12 protein-coding genes are annotated in these 12,667 nt (G+C 59.3%); 2 read left to right on the top strand and 10 right to left on the bottom strand.

Annotation, left to right across the window (positions count from 1 at the left end):
* Nucleotides 1-32: 32 nt before the first annotated feature.
* From ACSEXW_RS09750 to ACSEXW_RS09725, 6 genes are all read right to left on the bottom strand, one after another.
* Nucleotides 33-287, bottom strand: coding sequence for a hypothetical protein (locus ACSEXW_RS09750; RefSeq protein ID WP_438445944.1), 255 nt, complete (start codon nucleotides 285-287; stop codon nucleotides 33-35).
* 76 nt (nucleotides 288-363) lie between these two features.
* Nucleotides 364-1,266, bottom strand: a complete 903-nt coding sequence (locus ACSEXW_RS09745; RefSeq protein WP_438445943.1) for a DUF4367 domain-containing protein — start codon at nucleotides 1,264-1,266, stop codon at nucleotides 364-366.
* On the bottom strand, nucleotides 1,259-1,846 hold the full coding sequence (locus tag ACSEXW_RS09740) for an RNA polymerase sigma factor (RefSeq protein ID WP_438445942.1): 588 nt from the start codon (nucleotides 1,844-1,846) through the stop codon (nucleotides 1,259-1,261). The genes ACSEXW_RS09745 and ACSEXW_RS09740 overlap by 8 nt, the downstream gene beginning before the upstream one ends.
* 30 nt (nucleotides 1,847-1,876) lie before the next feature.
* Entirely contained in the window at nucleotides 1,877-3,001 is a 1,125-nt protein-coding gene (locus ACSEXW_RS09735) for an N-acetylmuramoyl-L-alanine amidase (protein WP_438445941.1), read from the bottom strand.
* A 94-nt stretch (nucleotides 3,002-3,095) separates the two neighbouring features.
* Nucleotides 3,096-3,908 carry a DUF817 domain-containing protein gene (locus ACSEXW_RS09730; protein ID WP_438445940.1) on the bottom strand — a complete coding sequence of 271 codons (813 nt, stop codon included), beginning with the start codon at nucleotides 3,906-3,908 and terminating at the stop codon, nucleotides 3,096-3,098.
* Nucleotides 3,908-4,966, bottom strand: coding sequence for a CobW family GTP-binding protein (locus ACSEXW_RS09725; protein ID WP_438445939.1), 1,059 nt, complete (start codon nucleotides 4,964-4,966; stop codon nucleotides 3,908-3,910). Before ACSEXW_RS09725 ends, ACSEXW_RS09730 begins: the two co-directional genes overlap by 1 nt.
* A gap of 173 nt (nucleotides 4,967-5,139) precedes the next feature.
* On the opposite strand from ACSEXW_RS09725, the gene ACSEXW_RS09720 reads away from it, so the two are divergent.
* Nucleotides 5,140-5,658, top strand: a complete 519-nt coding sequence (locus tag ACSEXW_RS09720; RefSeq protein WP_438445938.1) for a MogA/MoaB family molybdenum cofactor biosynthesis protein — start codon at nucleotides 5,140-5,142, stop codon at nucleotides 5,656-5,658.
* A gap of 80 nt (nucleotides 5,659-5,738) precedes the next feature.
* On the opposite strand, the gene ACSEXW_RS09715 is transcribed toward ACSEXW_RS09720, so the two are convergent.
* Nucleotides 5,739-6,146 carry a bacteriohemerythrin gene (locus ACSEXW_RS09715; RefSeq protein ID WP_438445937.1) on the bottom strand — a complete coding sequence of 136 codons (408 nt, stop codon included), beginning with the start codon at nucleotides 6,144-6,146 and terminating at the stop codon, nucleotides 5,739-5,741.
* Nucleotides 6,147-6,500: 354 nt separating this feature from the next.
* On the opposite strand from ACSEXW_RS09715, the gene ACSEXW_RS09710 reads away from it, so the two are divergent.
* Nucleotides 6,501-6,791 carry a hypothetical protein gene (locus ACSEXW_RS09710; protein ID WP_438445936.1) on the top strand — a complete coding sequence of 97 codons (291 nt, stop codon included), beginning with the start codon at nucleotides 6,501-6,503 and terminating at the stop codon, nucleotides 6,789-6,791.
* A gap of 223 nt (nucleotides 6,792-7,014) precedes the next feature.
* Here the strand turns inward: ACSEXW_RS09710 and ACSEXW_RS09705 are convergent, their stop codons facing one another.
* Genes ACSEXW_RS09705 through ACSEXW_RS09695 form a run of 3 tightly spaced genes read right to left on the bottom strand, consistent with a single transcriptional unit; the run spans nucleotide 7,015 to nucleotide 12,237 of the window.
* Complete coding sequence (locus tag ACSEXW_RS09705) at nucleotides 7,015-7,449, bottom strand: GtrA family protein (protein ID WP_438445935.1); 435 nt, start codon at nucleotides 7,447-7,449, stop codon at nucleotides 7,015-7,017.
* Nucleotides 7,403-8,371, bottom strand: coding sequence for a glycosyltransferase family 2 protein (locus ACSEXW_RS09700; RefSeq protein ID WP_438445934.1), 969 nt, complete (start codon nucleotides 8,369-8,371; stop codon nucleotides 7,403-7,405). Before ACSEXW_RS09700 ends, ACSEXW_RS09705 begins: the two co-directional genes overlap by 47 nt.
* A 53-nt stretch (nucleotides 8,372-8,424) precedes the next feature.
* Nucleotides 8,425-12,237, bottom strand: a complete 3,813-nt coding sequence (locus ACSEXW_RS09695; protein WP_438445933.1) for a glycosyltransferase family 39 protein — start codon at nucleotides 12,235-12,237, stop codon at nucleotides 8,425-8,427.
* Nucleotides 12,238-12,667 lie beyond the last annotated feature (430 nt).

The following is a 12,667-nucleotide window of genomic DNA, read 5'->3' as shown; positions in this document are numbered from 1 at the left end:
AAAAAGCGGTCCCGCCGGCAAGGAGCATGTCCTTACACGGCGGGAACCGCCAGCTTGCGGATATGAAGGGAATGGTGCGTCACGCACCGGCGGATGTGGAGGAGCCGCTCCGGCTCGGGCAGCACCCCCAGCGGGATGCCGCCAGCCAGCTCCGTCAACGCCGCTTGGGCCGCGGCCAGCGCATCCCGTTCGTTGCCCAGCAAATAGTAGGCCGCTTGGTAGCAGTAACATTCATAGTGCCGCAGGACCTCCAGGCATGGGGGTCCCTCCTTCGTCAAACCCTTCACACCGATCTCTCCATTCCCGATGATCTCTCTAAAGATTAAACGAAGGGGGACGCCGGCTTCTGACGGCCGGCATCCGTTATTTTGAACGCTCCTGCTTCCCGATGGAATCGGCCATTGCCAGTATCTCCTTCTCGGGGAACCGGCCGCGCAGCTCGTAATACATCGTATCGGTGTACCAGCGGATCTCTGCGTACATCTTGGTCTTAATCAGGATGCCACGGGTGCCGGCTACGTCCAGCTCCCGAACCTCCACATCTTCGGTTCCTCCGATGGTGGTGGCGAAGCCCATTTTGGCCCCGTTATGGAACGATTCCGACACATAGAGGGTATCCCGGGTCTCCGGGTTCCGGAAGATCATCCACGCCATCGTTCCTTTGTCCTCGCCCGGCGAGAGGTAGAAGCGGACCTGCTCCGTCAAGTACCCTGTGGGCATCGGGGAGGGCAGACGGACCGGGAAAGCCAGATGGGGCTGGGCCTCCTCGACGCTTCCGTATACCCGTTCATAGGGATCCGGGGGTGGTGACGGGTTCGCCATCATCGGCGGCGTTTCACCCGGTCCCAGAATCCGGGTCTCCCCCCGGACGAACTTGCCGTGTTTGTCCTCCTCCGGAGGCGGGCCCGTCAGCATGCCCTTCGGCGGCTCGCTCATGTCGTAATTGCCGAAGGTGATGTCCGTAACATCTCCGGATTTGTACACTTCGAAATAATAGCGCATGATCGCTTGCACCGGGTTCACCGCCCAGAACAGCAGGTGGATGATCAGGGTTAGGGCGGCCGCCACGACGCCAAGCTTCAACCAATAGCGGATCGGATGCTTGGCCTCTCCATGTTTGCGGCCCATACCGCCGTTCCATCTGTCGTTCATGCTCTCCCAGGCTTCCGATCCGTCCGGAACGGGAAGCTCTCCGTAGTAGGCGCGCAAGGCTTCCGCCAAGCGGGTCTCCGATTCGGAGGCCGAGGGCCGTCTGTTGTCACGCATGGCGATCCCCCCACTTCTCGGAGAATAGCAATGCGAGCTTCTTCCGCGCCCGGGCCAGCCGCTGGGTCAGCACCTGCTCGGATAAGCCGGTTTCCTCCACGATCTCTGCGTAGGAGAGACCTGCAATATAATACAGCAGCAGCACGACGCGGTACTCCAGCTTCAGCTCCCCGATGGCCTGATGAAGGGTCTGGTCGCGGAGCATCCGCTCCACGATCTCCTCCACATCCTCCGGGGAAACGTAAGCCCCGTCGGTCTCCTCTTGAGCCGTGTAGGCGGATAGAGCTTCCACCTGCCGGAACCGCTTGTTCTTGCGCAGCATATCATAGGCGGTGTTGCGGGTGACCTGCCGGAGCCAGGCCCTCATATTGGAGTTCTCCCGGGTCTTCGGCGCCTTGGCGACCGCTTTCAGAAACGCCTCCTGAATCACATCCTCCGTCAGGGCATGATCGTGGAGCAGAAAATAGATATCCCGGTAGACCAACTGCCGGAAGGAGAGGAACACCTCCTTCTGGATATCGCCCTCCAAGGTGTGGAAGCCGTCCCGCAGCAGTATGCATGGATCCAAGGTCCGGCTCATGCCGGTGTCACCCCCATTCGATTCGTAACCTTATTCATCCGCCCGGATCCAAGCCGGACCCAGCCAGGTGTCGATGCAGAGCCACCTGTTCCAACTCGATAGGACGTTCACCGTCTGCGGGGCCAGCCGGGCAAGAACCGTACCCTCCGGACGGTCGTACAGGTCGGCGGATGCCTGAAGCTCAAGGGAAGCGTGTTCCGGTGCCACCGCATGCTCCAGCACCCGGGTTCCCCCCTCCACCCATAAGGGGCCGAGCCAGGTCTCCACCTGGTACCATCCGCGCAGGCGGGCCGTAGCCGTGATCCGCTGGGGGGTAAGGGAAGTGCCTACGGGGACGAATCGGCCGCCGGCCCGTTCGTAGAGCCGGGCTTCTTGCAGCAGCATCAGGCTGCCATCCCAGGCTTCGGGCTCGACTGATCCCGCTCGTCCGGCGAATACGGCATCGATTCCGTCCGCCATGCCCTCCGCCAGCTTCATCCGGTACTCCTCGGTCGCCATGAGCCGGTCCTCCCGGGCGTTGGACATGAAGCCCATCTCCACCAGCACCACCGGCACCTCCGACCAATTGAAGCCGGTCAGATCGCTTCGGGGAAGAACCCCACGGCTGGAGGCCCCCGTGCTGCTCAAGAGCGCGTCCAACAGGAGCTCCGCCGCCCGGCGGGATGGCTCATACACCCCTTCGGGAACAGCCGACTCAGCCGGATGCAGCAGACTGATTCCCTGAACCTGCTCCGATTCGGAGCCGTCCGCATGGATTCGGACCACCAGGTCGGCCCGCTCCCGGTTTCCTAGCTCCGCCCGCTCAATGTTGCTGATCCGCACATGATGGGTCTCTCTCGTCATCACAACCCGGTAGCCCCGTTCCTCCAAAAGGTCCCGAAGCAGCAGCCCCACCGCCAGGTTCAGCTCATATTCGGGAATGCCGGTGGAGACTCCCGCCGTCCCCGACGTCACCTTGGCCTTCCGCTCCTTCGAGCCCGGCGCCACCGGCTCTAAGCCGTTGTCTCCCTGCTCTTGGTGACCCGGATCGATGACCACCGTCACTCCGTTATCCGCCGCCGCGTGGGTGGATCCCGCTCCCACAAGCAGCGAGGCGCCCAACGCCAGAACCGCAGCTATGCCCAGAAGGCGCCTTCCTATTGCGCTTGTCCTCATCTATTAACTTCCTTTCAACGACCATTTGGGAAATACTATCCTATTCTAACTGATTTTTCTAAAGTTGAAAACGACAAAAAACGCCGCAGGCTCTTCAAGCCCCGCGGCGCTGTTCTTTTTTGACATGCTTGAGTTGGGCCACAATCATGAAGCTGACAATGACAAGCAGGAACCAGCTGCTCAGCTTGCCCAGATGCACCATACTCCACCCGTTCCGCTGGTCTGGATACTGCCAGGCTCCCAGGAACGTGGCCATGTTCTCGGCCAGCCAGATGAACCAGCCGATCAGAAGGAAGGACAGCAGGACATGCATCCGCCGGGTGACCCCGAGAACATCGAAGTCCACATACGTCCGGCGGAAGAGCGGAACGAGGAGCACCGTCAGCATCCAACGGAGATCCGGAATGTAGTGGTGGGTCATAAAGTTCAGGTATATGGCTGCTCCCATCGGAACGATGTAAGCCGTCCTCGGCCAATGCTGCAGCCGGACGTTCATGCGCCGCCAAGCCTGGCAGAGGTAGCTGGCTACGCTGGCATACATGAAGCCGCTGTACAGCGGTACGCCGAACACCTTGGTCCAGCTCTCCTGAGGATAGGCCCAAGAGCCCATATGAATCTTGTAGATCTCCAGCGCAAGCCCGATCAGGTGGAAGACGCAGATGACCTTCAGCTCGTCCATGGTTTCCAGCCCCCAGCGGACCATGCCCCACTGGACCAGAATGCAGACCAAGAGCACGAAGTCATATTCCGGAATCACCGGAATGTCCACGACCTTGGTCAGCAGGATGACGGCGAAGATGCAGACGGGGAACACACAGGACAGGGCCTGCTGCCAGCCGAAGGCGAAGAGCGCGGTTAGCGGTTTGGGAATCGGCATGCGGCGGAGCACGTTCATAGTCCCGCCCATCAGCCGTTCGCCTGCCGGATGGCACCGGCCTCAAGTCGCTTCAGCTCCCGCTCCAGCTCCTCCTTCGGAATGCTCTCCCCGATGAAGACCACTACGTCCGGAATGTTGGCCTGGGGCATGATCTTCATGTAATCGGACTGCTTGTAGGCATACTGGAACAGATAGCGGCTGGCCGTATCCCGGAAGGTCAGCACCCCCTTGGCCCGGTATACCTGCTCCGGCAGGCGAGCGATCAGCTCCTCGAAGGCGGTGCTGTCGACCGGTGCCTCCAGATAGCGGGTATACACCATCACATGGCTGTGCGAATGGTGGTGCTCGTGCTTCCCGTGATGCGTTCCGCCTGCAGAGCCCCCGGGCTCTTCATGTCCGGACCGGCAGCTCCCGTGGCCGCAGCCGCAGTCCTCCCCGTGTTGGTCCTCCCGGCTGACGGCTCCGGATGCGCCGGTCATCCCGGCGAACAGCCCCGGCTCCACCTGAGAGCGGACCGCGCGGACCAGCGTGGCGTGTGGGTTCCAGCTTCGAAGCGCCTCTTCGATCCTCCGAAGATCCGCTTCCTCCGTGACCAGGTCCGTCTTGTTCAGGACCAGCACATCGCCCGTCCGGATCTGCTCCTCCAAGAGCCGGTAGGTTTTGCCGGTGGCCTTGGCCAGCTGGTCCTTCATGAGCACCGCATCCACGACGGTGATGACGCCCTTGATCTCCACTTTCATATATAAGGAGGCCTCCGTGACGCCGTCCAGAATCTCCATCGGGTGGGCCACTCCGGTCGCTTCGATGAAGAGAACATCCGGCTTCTCCTGGTCCATCAGCTGCTGGATCGTCAGCCCGAGATCCCCCTTAACGCTGCAGCAGATGCAGCCGTCCAGCATCTCCGCCATCGGCACCTCCTGGCCCACGGCCACACCGTCCAGATTCACCTCGCCCAGCTCGTTCATCACCACAGCCGGCTTCAAGCCTTGATCCTTCATCGCCTGCAGGGCTACTCCCAGCAGGGTCGTCTTTCCACTTCCCAAGAATCCGGATAAAATAAAGACAGGCACCGTACGTTGCTGCGTCACATCGGTTCCCCCCAAGGTATGCGTTGTTCGGCGCCGCACCGGGCGGCCGCCATGCTGCCCTTACTATAGCCGTTCCGCCTCCGGAGTGTCAACAAGCCGGTGCGCGCCGGAACGGCGGAGACCGCATGCCGGGCATCGCCTGGAGGCCCATTCGAAAGGAGTCCACCCCTCTCATGCAATCTGTCCAAGAACACCGCAGGGAAGCCCCCACAAGCGTCCGCTGCATGGTCATCACCGTATCCGATACCCGTACGCCCGATACCGACAAGAGCGGGGCTCTCATGAAGGAGCTGCTGGAGGCAGCCGGACATGTCATCGCCGATTACCGGATCGTCAAGGACGAATTCGGTCCCATTCAAGAGCTGATCCGGGGCGCGGCGGCCAATCCGGACATTGAGGCCGTAATGCTGAACGGCGGAACGGGCATCGCTCTCCGGGACACCACCTATGAAGCCGTAAGAGGCGTGCTCGATAAGGAGATGCCGGGCTTCGGCGAGATCTTCCGCTATCTGAGCTTCGCTGAGGACATCGGACCGGCGGCAATTCTGAGCCGCGCCACGGCCGGCGTCGTCGGCAGCACCGCCGTGTTCTCTACCCCGGGCTCCACCGGCGCCGTCAAGCTGGCCATGACCCGGATCATTGTCCCCGAGCTGGGCCACGTCATGCGGGAGATCTACAAGGACCGCAGATAGACGCGGTCTTCATACACGAACAGAAACAGCCCCTGCCGGACTCCAAGGTCCATGTAGGGGCTGTTGTCTGTCTCAACGATTCAGTTCACAGGATTCGTCCGGATATATTCGGCGATCTTCTGATCGTTCTTGCTGATGTGGGTCAGAAGCCAATCGGTCAGCGTACGGTTCAGCTTCAGCGTAGTCAGAATGGTCGGGCCTTGCGTCATGATGCCGTTCTCCAGCTCCACCACGGTGGCGATGAAATCATCGTGTTCTTTTTTGTGCTCCGCGTAGGCAGGATATTGGATCTTCTGCATAATGGCTTCCTCATCCTTGAAATGCTCTACGGTGTAAGCCTTCAGGAAAGACAGAGTTTCCATGATCTTCTCCTTGCCCTTCTGATTGATGCAGGCATCCAAAAACTCATTCAGCTTCTCCACCAACTCCTGATGCTGCCGGTCCACTTCCTGAACCCCGATGTTGTAGGTCTCGCGCCAAGCAATCATGTCCCCATCTCCCTCTGATCCTTGATTCTGCCGAATTCCTTGCTCTAGCCTTGATGTGTTTGCGCATCTGTAAAGTTACATTACCTTTCCCCATCGAAAAAAACTATTATTTCCGTCACAATGAGAGGAATTGCAACATCAAATTTCACTAAAATCCAGTTAAACTCCTGTAAAATCGCATTTTTTCGACATATCCCAGGAATTTGAGGCTGGACCCGCGTCACATTACTTGACATGACGAGCTTTACAAAAACCAAATATCCGCCTACAGGGTTCGAGCTGTTTTTCAGCCGCTCCCGCTTATAATGGTCTACACCGGCCTAACCAGACCTATCCGTAGGAGGTACAAAATCTGTGGCTTGGATCACCCACATGAACTACACCAATGAGGAAGGAAATGTATACTGCTGCCTTCGGAACAAGGTGGTTCCCCTGAACCCCGCGCAGACGCTTCTCTATTGCTCCTCCTGCACCATGTTCAAGGGTTTGTACAAGAAGAAGGTGAACTGCCGCTGGCAGGACCCGAGAGACCTGCAGGACCCTCATGCCATTCTGGACCCATACTTGGAGTACAGGAGCATGCAGCAGCGGAGCGTGGACAAGCGGATTCCCATTATTGAAGCCCATATAGGAGGATACCGGTGAACGTAAATCTGAAAAATCCCGGTTCGGCCGACCTGGCGGTCCGGGTGGAATGGGACGAGTACCGCCGAATCGTACATATTCTGGAGCCCCTGTCGAACCCCGACCGGCCGGTGCTGTTCCTGCAGAAGGTCCAACCGAATTGCTCACCCCACGCTGGGCCGAAACCCCAAAAAAGGAGACCAAGCCATAAGGCTTCGGTCTCCTTTTTTGGGGTTCCACTCCTCTACCGGAACACCCACAGCTTGCTGCCGACATAGTTGGCGGCTACCGTGAAGCCGGTCAACAGCACCTTGGCCACCGGCGTGGGGATGTCCAGCCCGTCCTTCAGGAGGTAGAGGACAGCCAGTGACAGGAGCAGCGTTCCCACATTCAGGATCAGGAAACGCACAAATTCTTCGCCCATCCGCCGGCTCTCCGCCTCCGAGCCCTCCGCACGGCGGAAGGTCCAGGAACGGTTAACGATGTAGCTGTTCAACGTACCGGCCGCATAAGACAAGGTCTGCGCGACCATGTAGCCCGCTCCCAGCCAGATCAGCAGGGTGAACACCAGGAAGTCGACTCCTGTGTTCATCACCCCCACCAGACCGAAACGGACGAACTGAACCCAGTCCCTACCGCTTTTCTTCCTGCTGAACGCCTCCGTCTCTCTCCCGCTCAAAGCCCCTAACCTCCCGCATAATATAGAGGGGACGATCCTTGGACTCGTCGTAGATCCGCCCCACATATTCTCCGATGATCCCGAGCAGGATCAGCATGATGCCGTTAAAAAAGAGATTGATTGCCACGATAGATGCCCATCCCGGCTGGGTCGTATTCGTAAACAGGGCCTGCAGCAGCACCACGAGCAAATAAACGAAGCTCAAGCCCGACAGGCCGAAGCCCAGGTAGGTAGCGATCCGGAGCGGCTTGTGCGAGAAGGAGGTGATGCCATCCATGGCGAACCGCAGCATCTTCTTCAACGGATACTTGGTCTCCCCCGCCCAGCGTTCCTCCCTCACGTATTCCACGGAGGTCTGGCGGAAGCCCACCCAGCTGACGAGTCCCCGGACGAACCGGTTCTTCTCCTTCAGCCCCCGCAGCACATCCGCCACCTTGCGGTCGATGAGGCGGAAGTCTCCCGTATCCACGGGAATGTCCACATTGGTCATGCTGCGTAGCAGCCTGTAGAACATCAGGGCCGTCAGCTTCTTGAACACGGTCTCTCCCTTACGCTTGGAGCGTTTGCCGTAGACGACGTCATACCCCGCCTTCCACTTGTCGATCATCAGCAGGATGACCTCCGGCGGGTCCTGCAGATCTGCATCTATGACGACGATGGCCTGGCCCTGAGCGTAGTCCATCCCCGCCGTTATGGCGATCTGATGGCCGAAATTCCGGGAAAAGTTAAGCAGGCGGACATGCCCGTCCTCCGCACACAGCCGTTCCACGATCTCCACGGTCCGGTCCCGGCTGCCGTCGTTGACGAATACGAGCTCATACGGCTCCTCCGAACGGTCCATAACCTCCCGGAGCCTCTTGTAGGTTTCCTCGATTACTGCTTCCTCATTGTACATCGGTACGACGATGGAGTATTTGACCATAGCTGTGGAATACCCTCCTCAAATCTGCGAACCGCGGGGACGGCTGCTTCCGGTCAGCTGTAGAAGAACCAGCTTCCGAACCAGCGCAGTGTGTACCGGACGTAGTCCTTATCCACCACCATGCCCGACAGGACGGGATAGAAGAGAACGAACAGCACGAAAACCGCGGCCATAAAAATAACGTTAACTTTCCTGCTCACCTTGTAATCGTCGTTGAGCCGTTTCATCACATAGACCAAGCACAGCACCAGGAAGGGCACCATCGCGAAGTAATGATAGATGAAGGTCAGACGAGTGACCAGCATCCAGGGCAGATACTGGGAGAAGAACGCTGTGAGCACCACGGTCATGCCCAGGTTGCGGCGCTTCGCGTTCATGACGATGACGATCAGGACCGCCAGCGAACCCAGCCACCATACCAGCGGATTGCCCATGGAGACGATGCTGGATACCTGTCCCTCGGGAAGGAGCGCCTGTCCCGAATAGAACCAGATCGGCTTGATAATGAACGGCCACTCCCACCAGGGGGATGCGAAGCCGTGGGTGGCCACCAGCTTGCTGTGGTAATTCCACATATCCTTCTGGTACTGGATCAGATGGTGGAGGGAGAAGCCTTCTCCCGGCACCGTCATATACGGGATGAAGGAGGCGCTGTAGAGGATCCCCGGGATAATGACGAAGAAGGGAATACACCACAGAACCGTCTTCCAGAAGCCCGGGATGAACAGCCGGGTGATGCGCTCCAGCGCCTCCCGCTTCTCCGGCGCACGTAAGCTTCCCGCCGCCAGCTCCTGCTTCGCCGCCTCATATTCCCGGAACCGCCGGTACAAGGAGAGGAACAGCAGGATGGCCAAGCCCGCTCCCCCGTAGATGACGATCCACTTGCTGGCCGCTCCGATGCCGAAGAACAAGCCCGACAGGAACAGGGGGCGGATCGTCCGGGACAAGGGCTCCCGGTAGAAGCTCATGTTCACATAACAGTACATGTAATAATACATCAGGATGATGAAGAATACCCCGTAGGTATCGATGGTCCCGATGCGGGTCTGCGCGAAGTGCATGAAGTCGAAGGTAAAGAGGAACGCCGCCATGAAGGCGTAGAGGGTTCCTCCGAAGATCCGCTTGCCGAACGCATACATCAGGGGAATCATGGCGATCCCGAACAGGGTGCCCATGATTCTCCAGCCGAAGGGGTTCATGCCGAACAGCTTGATGCCCACGGCGATGATCAGCTTGCCCAGCGGCGGATGCGTATTCTCATACGGCTTGATGTTGTGCAGGTGCTCATAGGCCGTACGAGGGTGGTAGATCTCGTCGAAGTAGCTTCCGTCCATATAAGTCGGATGATAGGGGGAGTCCCCCGGCTCGTCGAAGAGCTGCTCCACCGAGCCGCGGACCGGCTTGGTCATGCTGCCCGCCTCAATGGCCTTCACCGGTATGGGCGCTTGGCCGTCCTTCTCGAAGAAGGCCAGCTCGTTCAGGGAGAAGCCGCCCGTCTCCACGGTCAGCTTCACATAGCGGGCCGTTAGATCGGTCTTCTGAACGTTCCAGGTGAAGAACTTGGTGTAGACCACGTCGAGGGTCTGGGGCTGGGTCCAATTCTGCGGCGCATCTGCAGCGAATTCCAGCTTCAGCTTCCCTTCCCCGATCTCGGCGTAGCTGTTGATCCGCTCGAGATGCTTGGCGGAGCCGAAGTCGATGGTGAAGCTTTCGCCTGTTACCGCAGGTTCCCATACGGTCTCCGGTGCCTTGGTGGAGCCCAGATGGTACATGGCGATGACGGTGTAGACCAAGGTCAGGCCGGCCAGCAGCTTCCAGTCCAGCGCCGTGAACAGCGGCTTGCGTTCTTGTTCCTCCGCCTCCCCTTGGGATAAGGCATCCTTCAGCGCGGAGGCGGCAATATCCGCCTCAGCCTCCGGATCCCGCACCGGAAGCGTACGTCCGGCAATAAACCCATCATACCCGATCTTCAATAGAAACCCAAATAACACCAGGCTGGCAAAGGAGACCAAGAGCAGCACGCCGTCCTTCGGAGGTACCTGCACGGTGCCCTTCAGGAAGAAGTCGAGAGTCAGGGCCACGTTCAGGAACTGGCAGACGGTCAGCCCCAGGAATACATTCAGGATCCGGCGGTCCTTCAGATGCATGAAGACGATCAGCACCAGGGCCAGGGCGGGGAACCAGTACCGCTCATGCATTTTGGCGCCGAAGAGGAAGACGGTGGAGATAAGCACCAGCGCGAGGTAGTAAGGGAGTCCGTCCAGATGATGCCGCGCCCGGCGGAAATAATAGAAGGCCAAGCCCACGGCCACTACGATGAAGACGGTCCCCCAAGTCTGATAGGAGAACAGGAGGAACGTATCCTCCTGTGGCTTCCAGTTTCCTACGGCCAGGGCGTAGAGATTGAAGGCGTTCAGGGTGGCGTACGGATAGGACTGCAGCGTCTCCCGGTACAGGTGGATGAACCAGAAGGGCTCCACGGTGAAGGAGTAGGGCAGGATTCCCGCCAGGAATACGCCCGCCCCCCACAGGGCCGAATGGAGGAACCGCCGCCAGCTTCCCTCCCGGTAGTAAGCGAACAGCAGCACCGGCGTGAAGATCAACGCCTGGGGCTTGATCAGCACGGCCAGGGCGAACAGGGCTCCACCCCGCTCCAGCTTCCCTCCCGCCACAGCCAGGAAGGCCAATAGAAGGAAGAAGGTGAAGAAGGAGTCCACTTGTCCCCATACGGCCGAATTCACCAGAACCGCGGGGTTGAACACGTAGAGGAGCGCGATGCCGAAGGCCGCACCCGGACGAAGCCGGCTTGCCGCCATGCGGAACAACAGGAAGGCCGTGGCCAGATCCGCCAGCATGGCCGGCGTCTTCAGCAGCACCACTGCGGCCTTGGAGCCCGGCAGCAGATGGAAGGCCCCCAGCAGCTTGCCCACCAGATAGAGGACATAGATATAGCCGGGCGGGTAATCGACGAACATATCCGTATCATAAAAATGAGCGATGCCAGCCGTCGCCGCGTGCCGCGCCCAGGCCTCGAAGGTGTTCATATCCCCCGTGTGGCCGGTGATCACCGGAGCAAGCAGATAGCGGCTCACGAGACCGGCCGCCAAGAGGGCCAGCACCAGGCTGCGGAGTCCGCGGCTGCCATAGCGCGATAGCCGCTCCTGGCGGAACAGCAGGATATAAGCCGCCGCATAGAGCGCGAAGAATGCCAAGGCATACGCGATCAGCTTAAAGGGCGTGCCCGTCGTCACCTCCGCCGGGGTGCCTCCTGAGGATGCGGGCGCCTGCTCCTCCATGAAGGAGATCACCTTGGCTCCGGCGGGCGCCGAGCCCACCTCCTCCAGCACGATATCGTCGAAGTAGGCTTTGCCCTTGTTCAGGCTGCCGTAGCCGCCGAGCCGAACGGCGGCCTTCAGCTCCTTCTGCTTGGCGCCGGTCCGGCCGTAGAGCTCCACGAACTGCCATTGTCCATGGGTGTCCGCGTAGTCGGCTGACGTCTCCAGCGAACCCATGACCGACAGGTTGGCTCCCTTGGCTCCCGTTCCCGCTGACTCGGCCCGAATCCACCCGGACAGCCTGTACAGCGTGTTCTCCTTCACCTTGACGGTCTGCACCAGCTTGGCGTCGTTCTCCCTCAAGCTCTCAATCAGAACGGCGCGGCCACCCGACCGGGCACCCTCGGTCACCGTCTGGAATTTGCTGTAGGTATCCCCGTGATTCCAGACGTCCTGCTCCCAGGAGGACGGTTCCTTTCCCTCCTCGAAGCTTCCGTTCTTCAGCAGATTCTCCGCAGCTCCCGCCGGCGCCGCACATAATAAAAGCCCCATCAGGGCCATCAGAACGAAACCCAACCGCCATGCCTTCATCCGAGCAATCTCCACCTGTCTGGAATATATTCATGATTAGTGCAGCTTATCTTATGGAAACATCTTCTATCATTATGCCAAAATCGGGGCCGCTCGAACAGTAGGACCTCAAAAATAGCCTCCCGGACGTCAAAAACCAAGGAGCTAAACGGGAACAGGCCGTTTAGCTCCTTGGCTACTTCATCGGTATTCGATTCCGGTTCCTGCAGGCGCATTACCCCCATATTCTCCTCAAGAAGCTGATGAAATCCGTCCATATTGCCGCGCAGCGGGCCAAGATTCCGGAGGATGCGCTCTCGTGCGGAGCAGCTAGCAGCATCTGAAGTTCCTCGGGTGAAATCCCTTGATTCTCCATGAAGGGTACCGGCTTTCTTTGTTAGGATACTGTATTATAGCACGGATTCGACAGAACTTTTATAGGCTTAAGGAA

Source organism: Oryzibacillus soli (genome assembly GCF_051594765.1).
In the GTDB taxonomy this organism is placed as follows: Bacteria; Bacillota; Bacilli; order Paenibacillales; family NBRC-103111; genus Paenibacillus_AR.
This window is presented reverse-complemented; position numbering and strand designations above follow the sequence as displayed.